This window comes from Devosia sp. LjRoot16, assembly GCF_964252795.1.
Classification (GTDB): domain Bacteria; phylum Pseudomonadota; class Alphaproteobacteria; order Rhizobiales; family Devosiaceae; genus Devosia_A.
The window spans coordinates 367,055-389,098 of sequence record NZ_CAXUPH020000001.1; the positions used below are offsets into that span (position 1 = coordinate 367,055).

Sequence of the window (22,044 nt, forward strand, 5' to 3'; positions counted from 1 at the left end):
CTAAAACCCCTGTTGCTGATGGCTTTACGAATTGGGGCGGCCGAGGATGATCGCATCCTCGGCATCCCAATAGAGTGGCACCGCGTCTCCGACGGCGACCGGCTTCGAAAAGAAGCTCTTGTCGTCGACGATGGCGGTGAAATCCTCGATGCCGGCGCCGTCGACCGAGAGCTTCACCGAGGCGCCGCGATACTCGATGTTGGAGACGATGCCGGTGAAGCCGAGCCCTTCGGCAGGAGTCGTCCCGACGCGCACATGATCGGTGCGGATGCCGACATCGACGGGTGAGCCAACGGCGAGCGGCGCCCCCGAGGCAGCAAAGCTGCTGCCGCCCGGCACCTCGACGCTGACGACGCCATCGGCGACCGATCGGGCGCTGCCGGTGACGACGTTGTGATCCCCCATGAAGCGGGCGACGAAGGCAGTTGCGGGCCGCTCGAACACCTCGCGCGGCGCCGCCGCCTGCTCGACCCGGCCGTTGTTCATCACCACGATGAGGTCAGCCAGCGCCATGGCCTCTTCCTGGCTGTGGGTGACATGGACGAAGGTGATGCCCAGCCGCGTCTGCAGCTTCTTGAGCTCGGCGCGCATGCGGATCTTGAGGAACGGATCGAGCGCCGAGAGCGGCTCGTCGAGCAACAGCACCTCGGGATCGGTGATCAGGGCACGGGCCAGCGCCACGCGCTGCTGCTGGCCGCCGGAAAGCTGGGCCGGCCGCCGCGAAGCGTAGCCATCCATCTGCATCAGCTTGAGCAGCTCGAGCGCCTTGGCCTGTCGCGGCGCCTTCTCGATGCCCTTCATCTTGAGGCTGAAGGCAACGTTGTCGATCAGGTCGAGATGCGGAAACAGCGCGTAGGACTGGAACATCATCGCCGTGCCGCGCCTGGCCGGCGGCAGGTCGGTGACATTGGTGGACGACAGGATGATATCGCCGTCGGTCGCCGCCTCATGTCCTGCAACCATGCGCAAGGTCGAGGTCTTGCCGCAGCCCGATGGTCCGAGCAGGCAGCAATAGGTGCCGGCCGGCACTTTGAGATCGATCGAATCTACCGCAAGCGCATCGCCGTAGCGCTTGGTCAGCTTCACAACTTCCAGGTCGCCCTGCGCCATGCACCGCCCCGTAGGCCACCTCTTGGCCGTCGGGTAAGCAACTGCAAGAGCTGTGCCAGCGCGCGGCGCCCCAGGTATCGCGCCCTAGGCCATTGAAATCACGCGATGGTTCAGGGACGAGTGGTCCCTCGCCGTGTCTGCATCATTTCTTCTCAATGCCTAAAATATAGGCGAGTGCATTCGATATTGGCAGACTTTGTATACGAAACGCCGATAGCGGTGTGTCCAGTTCTCGGCTAGATTCGACTGGGTTCGGGAGTTCGGCATGCTCGAAAGCGACGAGATCGATGAGAGTGAGGGTCGCCCCGCGGTGCGGCGCTCCGCGCTCTATATCGGTTTGCGCAATGGCATCCTCGGGCACGGCATCGACCCCGGCACCAAGTTGCCCGAGGACGAGCTGGGCGCGATCTATTCGGTAAGTCGCACCGTGGTCCGCGCGGCGCTGCAGGCGCTGGCGCATGACCGGCTGGTGCGGCTCGAACCCAATCGGGGCGCCTTCGTCGCCAAGCCGACGCGCACCGAAGCCCGCGAAGTGTTCGAGGCGCGAGCGCTGGTCGAGCCCAAGGTTGCCGCACTCGCGGCAGGGATCGCGACGCATGCCGACGTCGAGCGGCTGCACCGGCACCTCGAGGAGGAGCACAAGGCCGTGCGCGCCGGCAAGGATGGCGAGGCGGTAATGCTCTCGGCGCAGTTCCACGTCGCCATCGCCGAGATCGCCGGTCAGTCGATCTTCACCGAAATGGTGCGCGATCTCTGCTCGCGTTCATCACTGATCATCTCGCTCTACTGGCGGCGGCGCGACACGATCTGCGAAAGTCACGCCCATCATGCGCTGGTCGATGCCATCGCCAAGCGCAGCGCCCTCGATGCGTCGGAGCTGATGACCAGCCACCTGGTGGACCTGCTCTCCGGGCTCGACCTGTCGGAGCGCCAAAGCTCGGGCAAGAAACTGGCAGACATCCTGATGGGGCGGTCGCCGGCGCGAGGATCCGAGCCCTAGAGACTTCTCCGTGAGAGCACAGGGACAGGGACGGCTATCTCGTCGTTGGGAGTTTGCCTGGCCGGACAATAGCTTTGCGGGCGGCGAGACCGTCGCAGAGGCGGTGCAGAAACCACCGCGCGGCACGGCCGAGCGCCTTCATTGGGCACGCTCCGCCAGAAACGCGCGCCACCCCCCGAAGCGGGTGATCTCCTCCGCCTCGGCTACCGCATGGGACTCGCACAGAAAGCCCGAGACTGCCGTGCCGTCATCGAGGGAAATCTTGCCGATGCCGAGCGGCGCGGGGATCCTGGCGACGAAGCGGCCGAACGCGTCGGACGGCAGGGACCACACCTCGACCTCGAGGCCGGGTCCGTCAAAGCCTGGTTCGCGCACCATCCCCGGCTTGGGCGGGGTGGTGTTGGGGAGTGCGAACAGCCGGTAATCCGGGGCCGTGCGACAGCGCTTGAGCAGGTGTCCGCCCGAGGAGGTGAGTTCCGTATTGAGCGGCAGGCCGGTGAGGTGGGCACCTACGACCACGATGGGGAGCGGGCTCTCAGCTTGGTTTTCGGGCATGTTCAGATCTCCTCTAGGACGATGATGACGTCGCCGGTCTTGATGTTGCGCCCCGGGCCGGCGCGGACGTCGCGGACGGCGCCGGCGGCGTGAGCGGTGACGGTGATTTCCATCTTCATGGACTCGATGATGGCGACCGGCTGGCCGGCTTCGACATGGGCGCCGGTCTCGACGAGGATCTTCCAGATATTGCCGGGGACCGAGCTTGCGACGCCGAAGTGGCCGGACGGCATTTCGGCGCTATCGGAAGCACTTGCGTCCTCCTCCGCCACGAAGCTGTCGAGACCCTCGTCCTTCCAGCGCTGGCGCTCGGCTTCGAACGCCGTCTGCTGCGTGTGCTTGAAGGCGGCGATGCTGCCGGCGTTGCGCGCGAGCTCGGCGGCATAGTCGGCATAGGAGAGGCTGGTCTCCTCAATGCGGATCGGATAGCCGCCGTGCGGGAAGGCCGCGCGGGCTTCCGTCAGTTCGTCATGGCTGACCGGGAAGAAGCGAATCTGGTCAAAAAAGTCGAGCAGCCACGGGGACCTGGCAAAGGCCGGCGTCTTCCGCCAGGTGTTCCAGACCTGGACGGTACGGCCGAACAGCTGGTAGCCTCCCGGGCCCTCCATGCCATAGATGCACATGTAGGCGCCGCCGATACCGACGGCGTTCTCCGGGGTCCAGGTGCGGGCCGGGTTGTACTTGGTGGTGACGAGCCGGTGACGCGGGTCCATCGGGGTCGCCACGGGTGCGCCGAGATAGACATCGCCGAGACCGAGCACGAGATAGCTGGCATCGAAGATGGTTTTCCTCACCGCCGCGAGATCGGGCAAGCCGTTGATGCGGCGTATGAACTCAATGTTGTCCGGGCACCACGGGGCATTCGGGCGGACCAGCTCCTGATATTTCCGCATGGCCAGTTGCGCCTCCGGGTCGTTCCAGCTGAGCGGCAGGTGGACGATGCGGGAGGGAACGGTGACCTGCTCCGGAGCGGGGAGGGACTGCTCGATCTCGGACAGCAGGCCGAGGAGGCGGTCGCGGGAGAGGCGGGTCGAGTCGTAGTGGACCTGCAGCGAACGGATACCGGGCGTGAGATCGACGATGCCGTTCCCGGCGCCGAGCCTGCCCTCCCCGTTAACGGCTTCCATCAGCAGATGAACGCGCAGGCGCAAGGCGAGATCGAGCGCCATCGGGCCGTACTCGACCAGGAGGTTGTCGTCACCTTGCCGTCGGTAGACGACCGGCACAGGCCCGTTGTCGGAATACCCCACAATCGCCGAGCCGGCTTCACTTGGCCGATGAACTGCGGGGCCGGCGATCTTGTCATCAGGGCGAGCGACGGGGACAAATCGGATGGTGTCGCCGGGCTTGAACTGGCCGAGCTTCCACAGTTCGTCGCGCGCCATGACGGCCGGGCAGACGAAGCCGCCGAGGCTTGGCCCGTCCGGGCCGAGGATGATCGGCATGTCGCCGGTAAAGTCGATGGCTCCGACGGCGTAGGCGTTGTCGTGGAGGTTGGAGGGATGCAGGCCTGCCTCGCCACCATCCCGGCGCGCCCATTTCGGCGCCGGGCCGATCAGGCGCACCCCGGTGCGGGCCGAGTTGAAATGGACTTCGTAGGCTGTCGAAAACAGCGCCTCGATGTCTTCTTCGAGGAAGAAGTCGGGAGCGCCGTGCGGGCCGTAGAGCACGGCGACGTCCCATGTGTGCGTCAACGGTACCGGATCGTTGGCGGGCCTCGCCACCTGCGGCAGGCCGGCGAGATGCAACACCTCGCCGGTGCGCAGGGTGCCGGTCGCGTGACCGCCGAACTTGCCAAGCGCGAAGGTGGCGCGGGAGCCAAGCACTTCCGGAGCAGCGAGACCACCGGAGATCGCGAGATAGGATCGCTGGCCGGGGCCCTCGATCGCGCCGATGCTCAGCACCTGTCCGGCGCCGACGTCGATCGGCTGGTTGTGCGGCAGCGGTGCGCCATCGAGTTTCATCGGCATATGCGCCCCGGCGAGGGCGACGATGGCAGGAGCGTGGAAGCGCAGGGTCGGGCCGGAGACGGTGAGTTCCAGCGCGGCCGTCTCGTCGGCATTGCCGACCAGCCGGTTGGCGTGGCGGAAACTGCGTTCGTCCATCGGCCCCGAGGGCGGCACACCGACATGCCAGAGGCCGAGCCGGCCGGGCAGTTCCTGCAGCGAGGATTGCGCGCCGGGCGCAATGACTTCGACGACCTCGGGCGTGAAGGCGAAGCTGCGCAGTGCGGTGGTCGCCACCTTGCCGGAGGCGAGGAGGTCGGATGCCGCGATGGCTCGCAGATAATCGAGATTGGTCTCGATGCCGGCGATGCCGGTATCGGCAAGGGCGGCCTGGAGCCTGACGATGGCGGCCGGGCGATCAGCTGCGGCGACGATGATCTTGGCCAGCATCGGATCGTAGTAACTGGTGACCTCGGTGCCGGTCTCGACCCAGGTGTCGACCCGCGCGTCGCCGAACTTCACCTCGGTCAGGAGGCCCGCGCTGGGCTGGAAGTCGGCGTGCGGGATTTCCGCATAGAGCCGAACTTCCATGGCCGCGCCCTTGGGGGACAGCGGCAGCGTGGGGATCACGTCCTCGCCGGCGGCCTGGCGGATCATCCACTCGACCAGATCGATGCCGAAAACGGCTTCGGTGACCGGATGTTCGACCTGCAGCCGGGTGTTGACCTCGAGGAAGTAGAACGCCTCGCGATCGGGATCGTAGATGAACTCGACGGTGCCGGCGGAACGGTAACCGACAGCCCGGCCGAGGTTCACGGCGGCCTCGTGCAGCCGATAGCGGGTCGTGGTGGAGAGGCCGGGCGCCGGCGTCTCCTCGACCACCTTCTGGTTGCGGCGCTGCAGCGAGCAATCGCGTTCACCCAGCGCGATCACCCTGCCCTTGCCATCGCCGAACAGCTGGACCTCGACATGGCGGGCATCCGACACGAAGCGTTCGAGATAGACGCGCGCATCGCCAAAGCTGGCTCGAGCGGTGCGCTGCACGCCGTCGAAGGCAGCATGCAACGCCGCGGCGTCGGCACACAGCGACATGCCGATGCCACCGCCGCCGGCGGTGGATTTGAGCATGACCGGGTAGCCAATGGCGTCGGCCGCTACGAGCGCCTCTTCGGCGGTGGCGAGAAGGTCCGTGCCGGGAAGGAGCGGCACGCCGTTGGCCCTGGCCAGCTCGCGCGCCGTGTGCTTGAGGCCGAACGCTTCGATGTTCTCGGGCGTCGGGCCGATGAAGGTGATGCCTTCGGCTTCGAGGCGGCGGGCAAAGCCGGTGTTCTCCGACAGGAAGCCGTAGCCGGGGTGGACGGCTTCAGCCCCGGTTGCCTTGCAGGCGGCGATGACGGCCTCGACATTGAGGTAGCTCTCGGCGGCCGGAGCCGGCCCAAGCCGCACGGCTTGGTCGGCGAGCTGCACCGCCCTGGTGAAGCGGTCGGCGTCGGAATAGACCGCGACCGAGGCGATACCCATGCGCCTCAGCGTGCCAATGATGCGGACCGCGATCTCGCCGCGGTTGGCGATCAGGACTTTCGTGAACATCACTCAGCGTCCCAGATCAGGACCTGGATGGGCGTCGGGTTGAAGCCGTTGCAGGGGTTGTTGATCTGCGGGCAGTTGGAGATGACGCAGAGGACGTCCATCTCGGCAACGAGATCGACGTAATCGCCGGGTCCGCTCAGCCCATCGACGATGGTCATTTCGCCCGAGGGCGAGATCGGTACGTTCATGAAGAAATTGATGTTGGGAACGATGTCCCGCTTGCTCATGCCGTGCCTGGTCACCTCGATGAGGAAGTTGTCGCGGCAGGCGTGCAGGTAGCGGGTGTCGTGACCAAAGCGGACGGTGTTGCTCTCGCACGAGCAGGCGCCAGCCATGGTGTCGTGGCGGCCGCACGTGTCGGCAACCACGGTGAGCATGGTGTTACCCTCGTTGGAAACGAGTTTGGTGCCGACCCCGATATAGGCCGCGCCCTGGGTGCGCAGGGTGTCCTGGGCGCTGTAGCGTTCGGCGAAGTCGTCGGCACGATAGAAGATGGTATCGACGGCCTGCTGGCCCTCGCTGTCGACAATGCGAATGGTCTGGCCCCGCTTGACGATGCCGGACCACGGCGCTTCGGCGGGGATCAGGTGGGACTGGCTGGCGGTATCCTCGGTGCGCATCTCAGGCCTCCGCGCGGGCGTTGTTCTCGAAGCCGCGGACGGCCTCGGCGGTGGCCATACGGCAGAGATCATCAGCCGTGACCTCGGCGACATAACGGGTCACCTCGACGGGGTTCGGCGCATAGGCCGGCCCGGGATCGAGCGGGTGCGGGCAGTTGGAGAACGCGACAAGCAGGTCCATTTCGGCGCGCAGGTCGACATAGTCGTTGCCGTTGAGCAGATCTGGCTGCCAGGCGAAATGGCCGTCGCCGTCGGAGACGCGGATCGGGGCGAACAGGGTCAGCGCCAGCGGAATGTCTCGGCGCGACAGGCCGAGCTTGCCGGCGGCGAGCACCAGATTGTCGCGGGTGTTGCGGGTGGCTGTCCCTGGATATTTCGCAGCGTTGGCGGCGGCGGTGGAACCGCCGAGGAGCACGTCATGGGCGCCGCCGGACGAGTCCTCGGTGATCGACAGCATCACCCGGCCCATGTCGGAGAACAGCACCCGCCCCTTCTGGGTACGGGTGTCCCACTGCACCTTGACGGTGTCCGGCAGATTGAGCCGCTCGCTGGTATCGTGCGCGCTCCAGCAGACGAGGGCGACCGAGGCGGGACCATGGGGTTGGGCGACGCGCAGCGCTTCGCCCTTACGCAGCACGGTCGACCAGTACCAGCCAGCGGCGATGGTTTCGGTCGCAATGACGCTGCCCGGCGCGATAGGCGCGGCCGGCAGAACACTGGCTTCGGGCAATGCCCTGGTGGCAAAGGCGAGACCCTTTTTCTGGTGCTCTTCGTAGCGGGCGCGGTCGGCGGCGATCTGCTCTGGGGTTCGGCTCATGCCGGATCTCCTTGAGGGGATGGCGCCGGGTCGTCCCGGCCAATGCCCACCTCATGGATCGGGTCGTCCCGATCGGGGCTATCGGCAAATGCGTCTGGATCGAGCTGGCCGGCGCGACGCGGCGGCCAGATGTCGATGTCGCGGCTGAGCGAGGCGCCGTAGCGCTCGCGCTCGTCGGGCCGGTTGCGCGGCCGCTCGAAGGCAATGACGCGGGTCCCGAGCGTAAAGGCTTCACGCATGTCGTGGGTGACCATCACCACGGTGAGGTTGGTCTCGTTCCACAGACGTTTCATCAGCACATGGATTTCGGCGCGGATGCCCGGATCGAGCGCGCCGAACGGTTCATCGAGCAGCAGAACGCGCGGCTGCATGATCAGCGCCTGCGCCAAGGCAAGGCGCTGCTGCATGCCGCCCGAGAGCTGGGCCGGGAACTTGGTTTCGCTGCCGGCGAGGCCGACTTCGGCAATGAGTTCCCGGGCCTCCTCGACAGCGGCGCGACGTGCCGGACCAACGAGCCGGGCGCGGAAGCGGGAGGCAGCGAATTCCTTGCCGAGCAGCACATTGCCCAGCACGGTCAGGTGCGGGAACACCGAATAGCGCTGGAACACCACGCCACGGTCGGGTCCCGGCTCGGGTGACAACGGCGCGCCATCGAGCGTGATGGTCCCCTGCGTCGGGCGTTCCTCGCCGAGCAGCAGTTTGAGGAAGGTGGTCTTGCCGCAGCCCGAAGGGCCGACGAGCGCGACGAAGGCCCGGTCCTCGATGGTGAGCGAGACCTTCTCGAGCACGATCTGGTCGCCGTATTCCTTCCAGACATTGTCGACGACGATCATGACGCCTTCCCCAGATCGGACCAGGGGAAGACCCGGATGCGGAGCAGATCGAGCAGGACGTTGGTGAGCACGGCCAGCAGCGTGATCCAGATCACGTACGGAAAGATCACGTCCATGGAGAGGTAACGGCGGACCAGGAAAATCCGGTAGCCAAGCCCGGAATCCGCCGAGATCGCCTCGGCCGCGATGAGGAACAGCCAGGCCGGGCCAAGCTGCAGGCGGAGGCAGGTGATGAGCCGTGGCAGCACCTGTGGCAGGACCACGCGGATGGCGATCTGCCATGAGTTGCCGCCAAGCGTTTCAGCCTTCACCGTCTGCTCGCGCGGCAGTTCCATGACCTTGAGCGCCAGGTCGCGGATCATGATCGGCGCGACACCGATGACGATGAGGGTGACCTTGCTGGTTTCGCCCAGCCCCATGACGATGAACAGGATCGGCAGCAGCGCCAGCGGCGGCACCATCGAGACGGCGGCAAAGAACGGCGCCAGCAGCGCCCGGGCATAGGGAAACATGCCCACGATCATGCCGAAGACCAGGGCGATGAGCGTCGAAATGCCCAGCGCCGAGAACAGGCGGCCGAGGCTCGCCCAGCTATCGGACCACAGCAGGTATTCGCCGGTGCGGGGGTCGGGGACGAATGCCATGCGATTGACCGCGTCGGCGAGGCTGGTCAGCGCCGGCAGCAGCTTGTCGGCGGGGTTATCGGCGAGCCGGGCCGCCGAGCCCAGCGCATAGGCCACCAGCAGCGCAACAAACGGCAGCAGCGCCAGGATCAGCTGATTGGTTCGTGATGGCTTGAGGTTAATGAGACGCATGGAGTGGCTCGGATGATTGAGACGTCACCGACCTCCCCCGCCCCTGCGGGCGAGGGCGCCGAGCGCGGCGAGACGGGTGGGGAGCACGGACTTACAGCGTCCCTGCCGCCGCTTCCTTCATGTAGACGTCGGTGAACCGCAGCTTGACGTTGGCCGGATCCCCCAGCACTTCGCCGCCGGGGAGCTCGATGCCGATGACGTCGGCGGAAGCGGCGCCGGAGCCAAGCAGGCCCTTGTCGAACAGGAAGGCGCGGACCTTGTCCATGGTGGTCTGGAGGTCAGGAGAAGTGACGAAGGTCACGGCTTCGGCGGGCGTCGGGAACAGTTTCGTCGCCGCAAGCTGCGCTTCGAAGCCCTGCTGATCGGTACCGGAAGCTGCGCCCATGGCGGCGCGCGCTGCGGCGCCCTCGGGCGTCTGGGCGGTCATGATGGCCATGGTGTCGTACCAGATGCCGGCCAGCGCCTTGCCGAAATTGGGGTTGTCGGTGAGCACCTGGGTGTTGGCAACCATCATGTCGATGATCTCGCCAGGGATCTGCGCGCTGTCGAACACCTTGTGAGCGCCGGGCAGAGCAGCGATCTCAGAGACCATCGGGTTCCAGGTGACCATGGCGCTGACATCAGGGGTCTGGAAGGCGCCGACCATGTCGGGGTCGGAGGTATTGACGACATTGACGTCGCGCTCGGTCAGACCGACGCTTTCGAGGGCGCGGGCGAGCAGGTAGTGCGAGACCGAGAACTCGACGAGGTTGACGGACAAGCCCTTGATATCGGCCAGCGCGGTCTTGTCCTTGAGGATCACCGCGTCGTTGCCGGCCGAGAAGTCACCGATGATGACGGCGGTGGTGTCGACCCCGCCGGCGGCGGGAATAGAGAGGCCATCCATGTTGGTGAGGGTCACCGCGTCATAGGCGCCGGCCGTATATTGGTTCATCGACTCGACGTAGTCGTTGAACTGCGTGACCTCGATGCTGATGCCGTATTTGTCGGCCCATTTCTTGACGATGCCGTTGTCGGCGGCGTAGCCCCAGGGCATCCAGCCGACATAGATCGACCAGGCAACCTTGAAGTCGTTCTTCTGCTGCGCCTCAGCGCCGGTGCCTGCGGCAGCAACGAGCATCGCGAGGGCGAGGGCGGAAACCAGTCTGGTGAACTTCATGCACAATCCCCTGTTTCGACTTGGGGATCGGCGAAGCGCGTAAAGACCCGCGCTGCCAATCCCTTGGCTTACGAGGTCTCCCGGGCTTTTGTCCCGCCGTGTCCCGGAGGGATGCCTCCCGCTCCGGTGGGTGCTCTCGGACCAGACGCGCCGGAAAAGATGGCGCCGGAACCCTAGCTCCTAACTCTGCATACAACGGAGCAAGGGCCATGCCAGAATCGAATATCGTTATCTGTCAGTGCATTAGTAAGATCGTCCGTCTCCAATCCCGACGCCCGGCGTCGAATGCGGGGCATCGTGCACATAAAGTGGGCGCTGCCACTGTGCTGTGCAGTACCTGCTATTTAGTGATGGCAGGAGCCCCGGCATTGGCTCCGAGGTAGCGCTCCTCCCACCAGGTAAAGAGCAGGTCGCGGAGCGCAGCGCCGTCGTCGTCGCCGTAGAGCGGCAGCCGGGCCGCGTCGAACAGGGCCGCTTCTTCCTCGGTCAGCGTGACCACGAGTTCCTCGATGCGGATCGGCACGTTGGTGAAGGCCGGCGCGTAGGCGGGGTCGCGGGTGAGTTCGCGGTCCGCCTTGATGTGGGGCTGGCGGAAATCCCTGGGTGTCCGCTGGCTGCGTAGCACCGGCGTCGGCGGGACGGCGGCGAGGTCGGCTTCGGTCGCCTCGAATACGGTGAGGCGGATCGGCTTCAGCGAGAAGTTGGAGGTGCGCATGACGTCGGCGCCGCAGACATTGGGCACGGCGAGCACATCGGTCAGCGCCAGGAGATCGACATGGTCCCCTGCCCGGCTCGACTGCCGGGTGATCGTCGCCCGCCCATCGGCGCCAATCTCGGTGTTCATGAAGAGGTTGAAGCTGTCATGCACGTCGTCCGGGGTCAGACCGTACTCGCGCTGCGCCTCGGACTGGATGTCGTGGCAGTTGGTGTGATCGTGAAAGCCATAGGCGCTTTCGTAGAGATAGGCCGAGCAGCGCGGGAACAGCACGTCGTTACGCTTCACGGTATCCTTGAGGATATAGAGCAGCGCCCGCTCGCGCGGCGGCTGGCTCCACAGGAACGCACCTTCGGTAGGGTTGAAGCCATGCACGGTGCGGGTACGGCCGCAATGCATGAACTCCTTGTAGTCGTGCAGGTTGAAGGCGTTGAAATCGACGCATTGCCCGCCCTCCACCTGCTCGATGCGCAGGATCTGCCCGGCGAGCAGTTCGATCGCCTTGCCGGTGCCCGGCTGCAGCATCAGGGTCTGGAGCACGGTTCTCATTTGGCGCGCCGTTCCGCGTGCTCGCGAATGGCCAGCTTCACCAATGCCGCACGGTCAGGCGCCACGCCTTTTGCGATGGTGCGGTCGATCAGTTCGAGCTGCTGCTGGTTGAGCTTGAGAATAATGGTCCTGGCCGGCATGCGCCTCTCCCGTTCGAATACCAAAACTGTATACATGATTGACGGAACAACGATCCAGTTTCACGCAGATCAGCCATGCGCTTCTCGCATGTTGGCCGCAAGTGGCTGCAAACTGCTGCAGTTTTTGCTGTCCGACGGTGAAATCTGGCATACTTGCAACGCACAATCTCGTATGCATGAATGGATCGGCAACACGAGGTTTGAATGACCAGGCCATCCCCCCGCACCGATATCGCTCACGAGGCGCTGAAACAGGCGATCCTCGAGCGGGCGCTACAACCGGGCACCAAACTGCCCGAGGATGAGATCGGCGCACATTTCGGCATGAGCCGGACGCTGGTGCGGGCAGTGCTGGCGAAACTGCAATCAGAAGGGCTGGTCGATGCTCGGCCCAAGCGCACGGCCATCGTCGCCCAACCGACCCTGGCGGAGGCCCGTGACGTCTTCGAGGTGCGGCGCGGGCTGGAGGCCCAGGCCGTCGACCTCGTCATCAAGCGCTGGAAACCAAGCTTTGGCGCCGAGCTCGAAGGGCTGGTGCGCGAGGAGGATGCGGCCCGCGAGCGGCATGAAGAACACGTTGCCGGGCGCCTGGGCGGTGAGTTTCACATCCGGCTGGCGAAACTGAGCGGCAATGTCCTGCTCGAGCGCTACATGTCGGAACTTGTGACCCGCTGTTCGCTGATCCTTGCCGTTTACGGCTCGCCGCACAGCCACGATCACAGCAGCCCCAACGAGCATATCGAGATCATCGCCGCGCTGCGTGCCGGCGACGCTGCTAAGGCCATCGCCCTCATGGATGCGCACATGTCCGCCGTGGAGCGTCGGGCCATGCACGATACCGACCCCGCCGGCGCGGCGCTCGGCGACGTGCTCGCCCGCTATGCCGGCGCGATCGCCGCGCCCGCCGGCGCCATCCCGCTCAAGCGCAAGCGCGCCAGATGAGCGGCCATCTGCATTTCGATTTCGCCGAACTGGACCCGCGCGAGCGCTACAAGCTGCTGATCGGGACGGTGATCCCGCGGCCTATCGCGTTCATCACCACGCTGAGCAGGGACGGCCGGCGCAACGCCGGGCCGTTCAGCTTCTTCAATGTTCTCACCCACGATCCGGCGATCGTCGCCATCGGCATCGAGAACTACGACGACATGCGCCTCAAGGACACGGCGCGCAATATCCGCGAGACCGAGGAGTTCACCGTCCACATCGTCGATGACGCACTGGCCGCGCAGATGGAGATCTGCGCCATCAAGTTCGGCCCCGATGTCGATGAACTCAGCGAGGCCGGCCTCGAAACGGTACCCGGCAAGGCAGTGCGCAGCCCGCGCATCGTCTCGGCCCCGGCGGCGCTCGAATGCCGCCGGCACATGACCATCGAAGTGGGCAAGGCGCGCGAGATCGTGCTCGGCCAGGTGCTGGGCATCCACATCCGCGCCGACATCGTCGATGCGGCACGCCTCCACGTCGACCAGATCAAGATGGATGCGATCGGCCGTCTCGGTGGCCATGGCTATGCCCGCACGCGCGACCAGTTCGACATCCGGACGCTCAGCGTGGGCGAGTACGAACAGCTCAAGGCCGACCGCCTTGTGACTGAGACCGGCGCCGCCTAGCCGCGCGCAGGAACGACCCGACTAAACGGAACGCCGCGCCAACGCGTGGCCGAGACGGTGAGCGCATGCCGCGCTCCCCGGACGATGAAACCTGGACTCACGGGGGTGCAACCTTGTCCAACTTCTCAATGAACCGCCGACATTTCCTCGGCACTGCTGCCGCCGGATCGCTGCTGCTGGCGAGCGGCATGAAGGCACAAGCTGCAACGCCGCTGACCATCGGCATGATCTATGTCGGGCCGGTCACCGATTTCGGCTGGAACCAGGCCCATGCGGTCGGCGCCGCCGCGCTGAAGGCGCTGCCCGATGTCACCGTGGTGGAGGAGGAGAATGTCCCCGAAACCGACGCGGTCGCCCAATCGATGGAATCGATGATCAACCTCGACGGCGCCAAGCTGCTGTTTCCGACCTCGTTCGGCTATTTCGACCCGTTCATGAAGGAAGCGGCGAAGAAGCACGCGGACGTCGAATTCCGCCACTCGACGTCGCTGTGGAACAAGGACACCGACCCGATCAACCTCGGAGGCTACTTCTGCTACCTCGACCAGGGCCATTACGTGAACGGCGTCGCCGCGGGCCTCTCGACCAAATCCAACAAGATCGGCTTCATCGCCGCCAAGCCGATCGCGCTGGTGCTGCGAAACGTCAACGCCTTCACGCTGGGCGTCAAGAAGGTGAACCCCAACGCCGAGGTGCGCCTCATCATCACCGGCGAGTGGAGCCTGCCGGTGCGCGAGGCCGAAGCCACCAATGCGCTGGTGGATGCCGGCTGCGACGTCATCGCCTGCCATGTCGACAGCCCCAAGGTGGTGGTCGAGACGGCCGAGGCGCGTGGCGTCAAGAGCTGCGGCCATAATGCCGACCAGGCCTCGCTGGCCCCCAGCGGCTTCATCACCGGCGCCGAGCTCAAATGGGGCACGGTCTATACCGAGTACGCCAGGCTGATCGCCGCGGGCGAGAAACTGCCCAACGTCAACGAGGGCGGCTACGACAAGGACATGGTCTTTTCCACGCCGTTCGGCGTGGGGGCGACCGAAGCGGCGATCGCCGCAGCCACCAACGCCATTGCCGAAACCAGAGCCGGGGCGCCGATTTTCGTCGGCCCGCTCAAGGACAATACCGGCAAGCTCATCAGTCAGGAGACGCTCGGTCTCTATGACGGCGCCCTGTGGGGCACCGACTACCTGATCGAAGGCGTGGTCGGCTCGATCACCTGAGAGCCTCGGTGTGCGGGCCGCTACGGCGACCCGTACACCGATCCAGTTGCGATTGGGGCATTGGTGGAGGCCTGGCTCCGCCAATGCCAAGCTTAGTTGCCGGCCCGACCCGTCTCGAACAGGAACCAGGTCCGGCGTTCGGCTTCGTCGATCCAGACTTCGACGAGGCTGGTGGTGGCGGAATCATTGTGACCGGCAGCCAGTTCGTGCACGGCGCGAAGCAGGCTGACGAAGCGTGAGTTGTCGTCGGCCAGTTCGGCCAGCATGTCGGCCGGGGTGACGAACTCGGCATCGTTGTCGGCGAGGCGCTGCAGGCGGCCGATCTGGCCGATCGAGCGCAGGGTGCCGCCGCCGATCTTGCGGGCCCGTTCGGCGATATCGTCGGTGATGGCGAAGATCTGGTCGGCCTGCTCGTCGAGCAGCAGGTGATAATCGCGGAAGTGCGGGCCCGACATATGCCAGTGGAAGTTCTTGGTCTTGAGGTAGAGCGCGAAAGTGTCGGCCAGCAGTGCGGTCAGCGCGGCGGCAATGTCCTTGACCGCGGCTTCGCCGAGATCGGTGGGGGTGTGGAGCGGCGCGGCGCGCAGTGCACGGGTACGAGCGATGTCCATTCTGTTTCTCCTTGAGTGAGTGGGTCAGGCGACCGGGTCGATCGGGTTGATACGGTTGACGAGCAGGGGATCCTGTTCGGTGAAGGGGAAATCGGGGAGTTCGGCGCGCGACACCCTCAGCGTTGCGGCCAGCACTTCGGGCGGAAAGCTGCCGACAAGGGTGCGGAAACCGATATCGCCGGGGTCGGCGCGATCAAAGAAGATCAGGAAGTGGGCGTCGCCGGCGCCGATATTCTCGATGTGATGCGGATAGGCTGGCGGGATGAAGTAGACGTCGCCGCTCTGCAGCTCGTAGGTGTCCGTCGTTCCATCCGGGTCGAGGATGGTCATCCGCGCCCGGCCCTCCAGCACGTAGCCCATCTCGGCGGTTGCCGGGTGCCAGTGCGGCTCGCGCATGCCGACATCCGAGATGCGGACCGAGTACATCGCGATATCCTCGAGCACCGGCCACAACCCCGCCTTGGTCTGGCGGGCGGAGCCGGCGGCGGCGTCGATCTGCGGCAGGTTGGTCTCGACGCGATACTTCAGCGCATCGACATGCAGGGCCTGCAGCTCGATCTCGGCCTCGCCGTCGACATGGACGATCTCGGGCTCGATCGGGCGGGTGGTGATGCTGCCGATCTCCTGGAAGAAGGCGGTCGGCGCGTCGAAGGTGTTGCCGAGCACGGCCGGCGTCATGGCCGCGAAGCTGCCGCCAAGACCGAAATCCTCGGGCTTCTCATGCGAGAACGCCAGGATAAACTCGGCCTCGGCCGGGCCGATATTGCGGATCGAGTGGAGGCTGCCGCTCGGGGCGAAGAACATGTCGCCGGGCCGGACGACGAAGCTGTCGCGTACAGCGTGATTGCGCACGATGGTGACCAGCGCTTCGCCGCGGACGCAGTAGCCCAGTTCGTGGGCATTGGCGTGCCAATGCGGTTCGCGCAGCCCTTCGGGCGCCAGCAGCAACCGGCGCAGCGACAGACGCTTCAGGAGCGGCAACGCCGTGCTGTCGATATGAACCGTCGATCCCGACGCGTTCGCATAGCTGGGCGGCTGTAGGCTGATCGAAGCGACATGCCGCGAGGTATTGGGTTTGAAGTCCATGTCTCGTCTCCTCAGGTCGGGTTGACCATCGGAAGGTGGACTGAACGCGGCGCCGGCAGAATCCTCCGCAGGTTTGCGTGGCTCATACCTGAGTACAGGGTCGAGCCAACCAGCGCACGATGGGCTGCCGATCCCGGGGCGCGTTAGCTCGATAGTCGAAGCAGCCCAGCGAACGGAGACATCCAATGGAGCGCTCGATCACGGCCGGCAACCCTACCGGCACGAGCTATGAAGGCCTTGCACCATTGCTGGCGTTCGTTGCGGGCTATGTCGACGCCACGACATTCCTGGCGTTCGGTGGCCTGTTCGTGGCCCAGGCCACCGGCAGCCTGGTGGTCGCAGGCTCCGCCTTCGAAGCCGGTGGCGCCGATATCCTCAAGCTCGCGGCCATCCCTGCCTTCATTCTGGCCGGTATTGTAACGACCGCGGTGGTGCGCAGCTTCGGCCCCGACCGGGAGCACGCCCTCGCGGCTGCGCTGTTCATGGAGACAGTGTTGGTAGCCGGACTGGCGCTGTCGGCGTTGCTGATCCCGCATGACGCGCTGCTGCCGGGGCTGTTCGGCCTCGGCGCCATGGGCGTGCAGAGCGCGCTGGTGCGCCTGTTGCTCAGCGGCGGGTCGACCAACGTGATGACCACCAACCTGACGCAGCTTTCGATCGACATCGAGGGCGCCCTTGCCGGTCTCGCGCGCAACCACATCGACCGCACGGCACTCGCATCGCTGCGCCGGGTGGCGCTGTTGATCCTGGGCTTTCTCGCAGGCGTGCTGGTGGGCAGCGTCGGATTTCATATCGCCGGCAGCGCCGGTGTGGTGCTGATGGTGGCCGTGCTCGCGGCACTGGCGCTGTGCGCCTGGATCCACGCTTTGCCCTGAGGCGACCCAAACCTCTGTATGATGGCAAATCTCCAGCGCCGCGGCACATTGCGTGCCGATAAGCCCGCCGCACTATCCGAGTTGCTCGGAGCGCGGCATGATCGGGTCGCCCGGACCACGCCGGGCGCTAGAGGATACGCGCGTCAATGTCGTCACAAGCCGTCGCAGAAGGTGGAGCAGCGCCGGGTGGCAAGCGGCCGCAACCGCTGATCGGCGCCAATGGCTATCGCCTCAGCGCTGCGGCGCTGGCGCTCGCGATCTTCCTCTTCGATATCCTGTCGCCGCTCGAAGGCGCCATCGCCGTGCTCTACGTGCTCGTGGTGTTCATGGTGGCGCGCACTGGCCGACGCAGGGAGATCATCGCCGCCGCTGCCGCCTGCCTCGGGCTCACCCTGCTGGCTTATTTCACCTCGCATGGCATCAGCCATGCCGGCGCACCGACGCTGCGCGCGCTGGTCAGCATCGCCGCTATCGGCGTTGCGGCCCTGCTGGCCCTGCAGAACCAATCGGCCACCGCCACGCTGGTGCGCAGCGAACGGCGTTACCGGCGGATGTTCGACGCCACGCGGATCGGCGTGATGCAAGAGGACTGGTCGCGCGTTCGAAGCGAACTGGCCGATGCGAGTCCCGCTGACCTCGAAGCGCGTGCGCCGGGCCTGATCCGCATTGTCGACGTCAATCCGGCATTCCTCGCCATGGTTGGCGCCGGCGCGGGCAGCTTCCGTGGCACCGTCGACGACATCCTGAGCGCCGGCGATCGCACGTTTGCCGGCGCGCTCGCCGCTTTCGCCCGTGGCGACACCCACTATGAAGGCGAGACCGAGATCATCGCCACCGACGGCCGGCGCGTGCCGGTGCTGTTCGCCATCACCCTTCCAGCAACGCCTGAGGATGACGGCAACGTGCTGGTCTTCGTGGTCGACATCACCGAACGGCGCGAAGCGCATGACGCGCTGCACCTGGCGCAGACCGAGCTGGCGCATGCCGCCCGCGTGGCGACGCTGGGTGAGCTGACCGCCTCGATTGCCCACGAGGTCAACCAGCCGCTGATGGCGGTGGTGACCAATGGCGAGGCCGGCATGCGCTGGCTGCGACGCGAGCCGCCGGACCTCGGCGAGGTTGAGAAGGCAATGGGCCGGGTGATTTCTGAAGGCCGGCGCGCCAGCGATATCGTCAAGCGCATCCGCGCCTTCCTCAGCAAGGCGCCGAGTCAACCGGCCGAGCTGAGCGTCCCCTCGCTGATCGAGGACGCTTCGGCGCTGGTCGAGCGTGAACTGGCCCGGGCTGGCGTGCACCTCAGCGTCAAGGCGCCGGACGGATTGCCCACGGTGCTCGGCGACCGGGTGCAGTTGCAGCAGGTGCTGGTGAACCTGATGGTCAACGCCAGTCAGGCCATGGCAGGCCATCCCGGCAGCCGCCACTTGACCGTCAAGGCATGGGCAGACAGCGGCAAGATCGCGATCACCGTGTCTGATACCGGCCCCGGCATCGCGGCACAGGACCTGCAGCGGCTGTTCGACCCGTTCTTCACCACCAAAGCGGATGGCATGGGCATGGGGCTCGCGATTTGCCGGACCACCGTCGAGGCGCATGGTGGCTCTCTCACCGTCGAAAGCGAGCCACCCGATGGCGCGACCTTTCGCATATCGCTGCCAGCCCAGGAGGCCAGCCCATGATCCGGCAGACATCGGGGCGCGGCGCCTCGGCAGAAGACCCCGCAGTGCCGTTCGTGGCGGTCGTCGACGACGATCCGGCAGTGCTCGAAGCGCTCGACAGCCTGCTGCGCTCCATCTCGCTCGCAACGCGGTTGTTCGGCTCGCCGGCCGAGCTGCTGGCCGCACAGTTGCCCGATGCGCCGGGCTGCATTGTGCTCGACGTCCGGCTGCCGGGCGTCAGCGGGCTGGATTTCCAGGGGCAACTGGTCGAGCGCGGCATCGGTCGGCCGATCGTGTTCATGACCGGGCACGGCGATATCCCGATGAGCGTCCGCGCCATGAAGGCCGGGGCGGTAGATTTCCTGTCCAAGCCCTTCCGCGACCAGGACATGCTGGACGCGGTCTCCGCCGCCATCGAACGCGATCGGCAGCAGAGGGCGGCGGCGGCCAGCCGCAACGATCTGACGGCGGAGTTCGAAACGCTGACGGCGCGGGAGCGCGAGGTCATGACCCACGTCGTGGCTGGCCTCATGAACAAGCAGGTCGCCGGCATCCTGGGGCTCAGCGAGATCACCGTGAAAATCCATCGTGGCAACGTCATGCGAAAGATGGGTGTGCGGACGCTCGCCGACCTGGTGCGAAAGGCCGAGGCGCTCGGGATCAACCATGAGGGGGAGAGGGGCAAACCTGCGTATGATTCCGCGGGGCTCGCAGCTGCGCCATAACGACGGTGGACGCAGGGCTTGGCCACATGGCCGAGCCTCAGCGACACGAGAAATTTGTCATGCACAGTGAAAAGACCATCGCCATCGTCGACGACGACGAGGGTGTCCGCATTTCCCTCGCGAGCCTCCTCCGTTCGTTCGGCTACCAGGTCAGCACCTATGGCTCCGCCATCGCATTCCTCGAGAGCGGCGCGGCGCCGGACTGCATGGTCGTCGACATCCAGATGCCGACGATGCAGGGCGACGAGCTGCAGGCGAGGCTCATCGCCGACGGGCAGTTCATTCCGATGATCTTCATGACGGCATTTCCGACCGAGGCAGTCCGCAATCGCGTCCTCGCGGCCGGCGGCCGGGCTTTCCTTGAGAAACCCACCGATACCGACATCCTCGTCCATGAGGTCGAGCGGGCCGTGGCCTGACATACCTTGGTATGAGTGCGCCACCCCAGCGTAGAATTCGGCCGACGACGAACCGGCCCTAGGCTCCAGGCGTTGTATCACCTCAACGCAAGGAGCAGCAGATGAGCAGCGGCTACATCACCACCCGGGACGGCACTGAGATCTTCTACAAGGACTGGGGCAGCAAGACCGCGCAACCCATCGTCTTCCATCACGGCTGGCCGCTATCGGCCGATGACTGGGACGCGCAGATGCTGTTCTTCTTTTCGAAAGGCTATCGCGTCATCGCGCATGATCGACGCGGCCACGGGCGTTCGAGCCAGACCGACACCGGCAACGAGATGGACACCTACGCCGCCGACGTCGCCGAACTGGCCGAAAAGCTCGATCTGCGCAACGCCATCCATATCGGCCACTCCACCGGCGGTGGCGAGGTTGCCCGCTATGTGGCGCGCTACGGCAAGGGCCGGGTTGCCAAGGCGGTGCTGATCGGGGCGGTGCCGCCGATCATGGTGCAGACCGCCAGCAATCCAGGTGGCCTGCCGCTCTCGGTGTTCGACGGTTTCCGCTCAGCCCTCGCGGCCAACCGCTCGCAGTTCTACCTCGATGTGGCATCGGGTCCGTTCTACGGCTTCAACCGACCCGGTGCGACGGTGATCGAGGGCGCCATCCGCAACTGGTGGCGGCAGGGCATGATGGGCGGGGCCCAGGCACACTACGAGTGCATCAAGGTCTTCTCGGAGACCGACTTCACCGAAGACCTCAAAGCCATCGAGGTGCCGGTGCTGGTGATGCACGGCGAGGACGATCAGGTGGTGCCGATCGCCGACTCGGCGCTGTTGTCGATCAAGCTGCTGAAGCAGGGCACGCTCAAGACCTATCCGGGCTATCCGCACGGCATGGCGACAACTCATGCCGACGTCATCAACCCGGACCTCTTGGCCTTCATCACGGCATGACGGTTTGCGGCGGCCACCGGCCACCAGTGGCCGCCGCAACGCCGGCGGATTTTGTCAGAGGCGCGATCGCGCCCGCAGAGCATCCGACGGCGTGTGACCGAAACGCTCGGCATAGTAAGCCGAGAAGCGACCCAAATGCCAAAAGCCCCATTTCATCGCGATCTCGGAGACGCTGCCGTTGGCGCTGTTGAGGTCGCGGCGTGCGCCATGCAGCCGATGCTGGCGCAGCCAGGCGCTGGGGGTAATGCCGATCGTTTCCGTGAAGGCTTCGCGCAGGCTTGTAGCCGGAACACCAAGCTCCTGCGCCATATCGGCGACCGACAGCGGTTCGCGATGCTGATCCTCCATCAGGCGCAATGCCTGCCGGTAGAGCCCATAGGCGGCTCGAGGACGCAGCGCGGTGTCGTCGCTGAGCAGGAAATGTTGCAGCATGGCGTGCAACCGGTCGAGGACGAGGCCCGGCAGCAAGGCGTCAAGCTCCGGCGGGGCCTCGTTCCTGCCATAGATGGCCAGCAGCGAACTGAGCCACTGTTTGGTGGCTTCGGTTTGGGCTGAGCCGAAACAATAGCGCACCGGCGGGATGTCCTCCGCTGCGACACCCAGCTGTTGCGCCTCGACTGTAACGATCAGCACGTCACTGTGGTCGGGGGCCACGGCAGTGACTTCCGTGCCGCCGCGGTAAAGCGAGATGACATCGGTGCCGCGTCGGGCCGCGTTGACGCGCCACTCCGCCGAGTTCGACAGGGACGCGACGAAAACGGCGCAGCCCAGTGGGCTTGCGATCTCCTGCGCCACGGCCAGGTTCACGCGCTCCCGGGTAATGCTGATCCCCGGCAGGCTCAACGTCTGAACCTCGCCGGCGAAGCTGCCGCGACGCAGTTGGCTATAGCGCTGATGCCAACCCACCAGCGCCGCTTCCTGCACGGAAGCATCCGCAAAGCACTGTCGCGTGAGGTGGTGGGAACTTGTGCGCATCGTGTGGCCTTCGCCTGAACGTAGCAGAGCGCATAGATTAGGCAAGCGTCGTCGTTGCCTACGATTTAGGCAGGATTTCTGCCC

Annotated in this window: 21 protein-coding genes, 1 pseudogene and 1 riboswitch; of the genes and pseudogenes, 9 read left to right on the forward strand and 13 right to left on the reverse strand. The window is 65.7% G+C overall.

What is annotated here, in order from left to right:
- Positions 1-24: 24 nt before the first annotated feature.
- Complete coding sequence (locus tag ACSQ23_RS01720) at positions 25-1,110, reverse strand: ABC transporter ATP-binding protein (RefSeq protein WP_055885888.1); 1,086 nt, start codon at positions 1,108-1,110, stop codon at positions 25-27.
- 265 nt (positions 1,111-1,375) lie between these two features.
- Here ACSQ23_RS01720 and ACSQ23_RS01725 point away from each other — a divergent pair, with 265 nt between their 5' ends.
- The gene (locus ACSQ23_RS01725; RefSeq protein ID WP_056003055.1) at positions 1,376-2,110 is read left to right on the forward strand and encodes a GntR family transcriptional regulator; all 735 of its coding nucleotides are present in this window, start codon (positions 1,376-1,378) and stop codon (positions 2,108-2,110) included.
- 138 nt (positions 2,111-2,248) lie between these two features.
- On the opposite strand, the pseudogene ACSQ23_RS01730 reads toward ACSQ23_RS01725, so the two are convergent.
- The 9 genes and pseudogenes from ACSQ23_RS01730 to ACSQ23_RS01770 all read right to left on the reverse strand — a co-directional run.
- A pseudogene (locus ACSQ23_RS01730) lies at positions 2,249-2,638 on the reverse strand (allophanate hydrolase-related protein); the annotation flags it as partial.
- A gap of 29 nt (positions 2,639-2,667) precedes the next feature.
- On the reverse strand, positions 2,668-6,201 hold the full coding sequence (gene uca, locus ACSQ23_RS01735) for an urea carboxylase (RefSeq protein ID WP_056003060.1): 3,534 nt from the start codon (positions 6,199-6,201) through the stop codon (positions 2,668-2,670).
- Positions 6,201-6,821 (reverse strand): urea amidolyase associated protein UAAP2, encoded by a 621-nt coding sequence (locus tag ACSQ23_RS01740; protein ID WP_436089510.1) that lies wholly within the window; start codon positions 6,819-6,821, stop codon positions 6,201-6,203. The genes uca and ACSQ23_RS01740 overlap by 1 nt, the downstream gene beginning before the upstream one ends.
- 1 nt (position 6,822) lies before the next feature.
- The gene (locus tag ACSQ23_RS01745; protein ID WP_436089511.1) at positions 6,823-7,638 is read right to left on the reverse strand and encodes an urea amidolyase associated protein UAAP1; all 816 of its coding nucleotides are present in this window, start codon (positions 7,636-7,638) and stop codon (positions 6,823-6,825) included.
- Complete coding sequence (locus ACSQ23_RS01750) at positions 7,635-8,471, reverse strand: ABC transporter ATP-binding protein (RefSeq protein ID WP_055885908.1); 837 nt, start codon at positions 8,469-8,471, stop codon at positions 7,635-7,637. Before ACSQ23_RS01750 ends, ACSQ23_RS01745 begins: the two co-directional genes overlap by 4 nt.
- Positions 8,468-9,286 carry an ABC transporter permease gene (locus ACSQ23_RS01755; RefSeq protein ID WP_436089512.1) on the reverse strand — a complete coding sequence of 273 codons (819 nt, stop codon included), beginning with the start codon at positions 9,284-9,286 and terminating at the stop codon, positions 8,468-8,470. Before ACSQ23_RS01755 ends, ACSQ23_RS01750 begins: the two co-directional genes overlap by 4 nt.
- 91 nt (positions 9,287-9,377) lie before the next feature.
- Positions 9,378-10,445 carry a putative urea ABC transporter substrate-binding protein gene (locus ACSQ23_RS01760; protein ID WP_436089513.1) on the reverse strand — a complete coding sequence of 356 codons (1,068 nt, stop codon included), beginning with the start codon at positions 10,443-10,445 and terminating at the stop codon, positions 9,378-9,380.
- 75 nt (positions 10,446-10,520) lie between these two features.
- Positions 10,521-10,633: riboswitch (guanidine-I (ykkC/yxkD leader) on the reverse strand.
- A 152-nt stretch (positions 10,634-10,785) separates the two neighbouring features.
- Positions 10,786-11,709, reverse strand: coding sequence for a DUF1989 domain-containing protein (locus ACSQ23_RS01765; RefSeq protein ID WP_436089514.1), 924 nt, complete (start codon positions 11,707-11,709; stop codon positions 10,786-10,788).
- A complete protein-coding gene (locus ACSQ23_RS01770) occupies positions 11,706-11,849 on the reverse strand; it encodes a hypothetical protein (RefSeq protein WP_156384760.1) in 144 nt (47 codons plus the stop codon). The genes ACSQ23_RS01765 and ACSQ23_RS01770 overlap by 4 nt, the downstream gene beginning before the upstream one ends.
- 204 nt (positions 11,850-12,053) lie before the next feature.
- On the opposite strand from ACSQ23_RS01770, the gene ACSQ23_RS01775 reads away from it, so the two are divergent.
- From ACSQ23_RS01775 to ACSQ23_RS01785, 3 genes are all read left to right on the forward strand, one after another.
- Positions 12,054-12,791 carry a GntR family transcriptional regulator gene (locus ACSQ23_RS01775; RefSeq protein WP_436089515.1) on the forward strand — a complete coding sequence of 246 codons (738 nt, stop codon included), beginning with the start codon at positions 12,054-12,056 and terminating at the stop codon, positions 12,789-12,791.
- Positions 12,788-13,459, forward strand: a complete 672-nt coding sequence (locus tag ACSQ23_RS01780; protein ID WP_055885921.1) for a flavin reductase family protein — start codon at positions 12,788-12,790, stop codon at positions 13,457-13,459. The genes ACSQ23_RS01775 and ACSQ23_RS01780 overlap by 4 nt, the downstream gene beginning before the upstream one ends.
- A gap of 128 nt (positions 13,460-13,587) precedes the next feature.
- On the forward strand, positions 13,588-14,676 hold the full coding sequence (locus tag ACSQ23_RS01785) for a BMP family ABC transporter substrate-binding protein (RefSeq protein WP_436090557.1): 1,089 nt from the start codon (positions 13,588-13,590) through the stop codon (positions 14,674-14,676).
- 92 nt (positions 14,677-14,768) lie between these two features.
- Here ACSQ23_RS01785 and ACSQ23_RS01790 read toward each other — a convergent pair whose 3' ends face one another.
- Both ACSQ23_RS01790 and ACSQ23_RS01795 read right to left on the reverse strand, forming a co-directional pair.
- Positions 14,769-15,287, reverse strand: a complete 519-nt coding sequence (locus ACSQ23_RS01790; RefSeq protein WP_056003088.1) for a Dps family protein — start codon at positions 15,285-15,287, stop codon at positions 14,769-14,771.
- Positions 15,288-15,311: 24 nt separating this feature from the next.
- On the reverse strand, positions 15,312-16,373 hold the full coding sequence (locus ACSQ23_RS01795; protein ID WP_436089516.1) for a cupin domain-containing protein: 1,062 nt from the start codon (positions 16,371-16,373) through the stop codon (positions 15,312-15,314).
- Positions 16,374-16,558: 185 nt separating this feature from the next.
- Here ACSQ23_RS01795 and ACSQ23_RS01800 point away from each other — a divergent pair, with 185 nt between their 5' ends.
- From ACSQ23_RS01800 to ACSQ23_RS01820, 5 genes are all read left to right on the forward strand, one after another.
- A complete protein-coding gene (locus ACSQ23_RS01800) occupies positions 16,559-17,248 on the forward strand; it encodes a YoaK family protein (RefSeq protein WP_055885931.1) in 690 nt (229 codons plus the stop codon).
- A 146-nt stretch (positions 17,249-17,394) separates the two neighbouring features.
- Positions 17,395-18,924: a sensor histidine kinase gene (locus tag ACSQ23_RS01805; protein WP_436089517.1), complete on the forward strand. Its 1,530-nt coding sequence runs from the start codon at positions 17,395-17,397 to the stop codon at positions 18,922-18,924.
- Entirely contained in the window at positions 18,921-19,628 is a 708-nt protein-coding gene (locus tag ACSQ23_RS01810) for a response regulator transcription factor (RefSeq protein WP_436089518.1), read from the forward strand. The genes ACSQ23_RS01805 and ACSQ23_RS01810 overlap by 4 nt, the downstream gene beginning before the upstream one ends.
- Positions 19,629-19,687: 59 nt before the next feature.
- Positions 19,688-20,047, forward strand: coding sequence for a response regulator transcription factor (locus ACSQ23_RS01815; RefSeq protein WP_436089519.1), 360 nt, complete (start codon positions 19,688-19,690; stop codon positions 20,045-20,047).
- 101 nt (positions 20,048-20,148) lie between these two features.
- On the forward strand, positions 20,149-20,985 hold the full coding sequence (locus tag ACSQ23_RS01820) for an alpha/beta fold hydrolase (protein ID WP_436089520.1): 837 nt from the start codon (positions 20,149-20,151) through the stop codon (positions 20,983-20,985).
- Positions 20,986-21,039: 54 nt separating this feature from the next.
- Here the strand turns inward: ACSQ23_RS01820 and ACSQ23_RS01825 are convergent, their stop codons facing one another.
- Positions 21,040-21,909, reverse strand: coding sequence for a helix-turn-helix domain-containing protein (locus ACSQ23_RS01825; protein WP_436089521.1), 870 nt, complete (start codon positions 21,907-21,909; stop codon positions 21,040-21,042).
- Between the last annotated feature and the right edge of the window lie 135 nt (positions 21,910-22,044).

Bases quoted from the DNA above. Each gene is read 5' to 3' on its own strand.
- ACSQ23_RS01750 (WP_055885908.1), bottom strand. From the start codon at position 8,471: ATGATCGTCGTCGACAATGTCTGGAAGGAATACGGCGACCAGATCGTG.
- ACSQ23_RS01810 (WP_436089518.1), top strand. From the start codon at position 18,921: ATGATCCGGCAGACATCGGGGCGCGGCGCCTCGGCAGAAGACCCCGCA.
- ACSQ23_RS01785 (WP_436090557.1), top strand. From the start codon at position 13,588: ATGAACCGCCGACATTTCCTCGGCACTGCTGCCGCCGGATCGCTGCTG.
- ACSQ23_RS01770 (WP_156384760.1), bottom strand. From the start codon at position 11,849: ATGCCGGCCAGGACCATTATTCTCAAGCTCAACCAGCAGCAGCTCGAA.
- ACSQ23_RS01760 (WP_436089513.1), bottom strand. From the start codon at position 10,445: ATGAAGTTCACCAGACTGGTTTCCGCCCTCGCCCTCGCGATGCTCGTT.
- ACSQ23_RS01795 (WP_436089516.1), bottom strand. From the start codon at position 16,373: ATGGACTTCAAACCCAATACCTCGCGGCATGTCGCTTCGATCAGCCTA.
- ACSQ23_RS01745 (WP_436089511.1), bottom strand. From the start codon at position 7,638: ATGAGCCGAACCCCAGAGCAGATCGCCGCCGACCGCGCCCGCTACGAA.
- ACSQ23_RS01815 (WP_436089519.1), top strand. From the start codon at position 19,688: ATGCACAGTGAAAAGACCATCGCCATCGTCGACGACGACGAGGGTGTC.
- ACSQ23_RS01805 (WP_436089517.1), top strand. From the start codon at position 17,395: ATGTCGTCACAAGCCGTCGCAGAAGGTGGAGCAGCGCCGGGTGGCAAG.
- ACSQ23_RS01800 (WP_055885931.1), top strand. From the start codon at position 16,559: ATGGAGCGCTCGATCACGGCCGGCAACCCTACCGGCACGAGCTATGAA.
- ACSQ23_RS01755 (WP_436089512.1), bottom strand. From the start codon at position 9,286: ATGCGTCTCATTAACCTCAAGCCATCACGAACCAATCAGCTGATCCTG.
- ACSQ23_RS01740 (WP_436089510.1), bottom strand. From the start codon at position 6,821: ATGCGCACCGAGGATACCGCCAGCCAGTCCCACCTGATCCCCGCCGAA.
- ACSQ23_RS01775 (WP_436089515.1), top strand. From the start codon at position 12,054: ATGACCAGGCCATCCCCCCGCACCGATATCGCTCACGAGGCGCTGAAA.
- ACSQ23_RS01720 (WP_055885888.1), bottom strand. From the start codon at position 1,110: ATGGCGCAGGGCGACCTGGAAGTTGTGAAGCTGACCAAGCGCTACGGC.
- uca (WP_056003060.1), bottom strand. From the start codon at position 6,201: ATGTTCACGAAAGTCCTGATCGCCAACCGCGGCGAGATCGCGGTCCGC.
- ACSQ23_RS01820 (WP_436089520.1), top strand. From the start codon at position 20,149: ATGAGCAGCGGCTACATCACCACCCGGGACGGCACTGAGATCTTCTAC.
- ACSQ23_RS01780 (WP_055885921.1), top strand. From the start codon at position 12,788: ATGAGCGGCCATCTGCATTTCGATTTCGCCGAACTGGACCCGCGCGAG.
- ACSQ23_RS01765 (WP_436089514.1), bottom strand. From the start codon at position 11,709: ATGAGAACCGTGCTCCAGACCCTGATGCTGCAGCCGGGCACCGGCAAG.
- ACSQ23_RS01790 (WP_056003088.1), bottom strand. From the start codon at position 15,287: ATGGACATCGCTCGTACCCGTGCACTGCGCGCCGCGCCGCTCCACACC.
- ACSQ23_RS01725 (WP_056003055.1), top strand. From the start codon at position 1,376: ATGCTCGAAAGCGACGAGATCGATGAGAGTGAGGGTCGCCCCGCGGTG.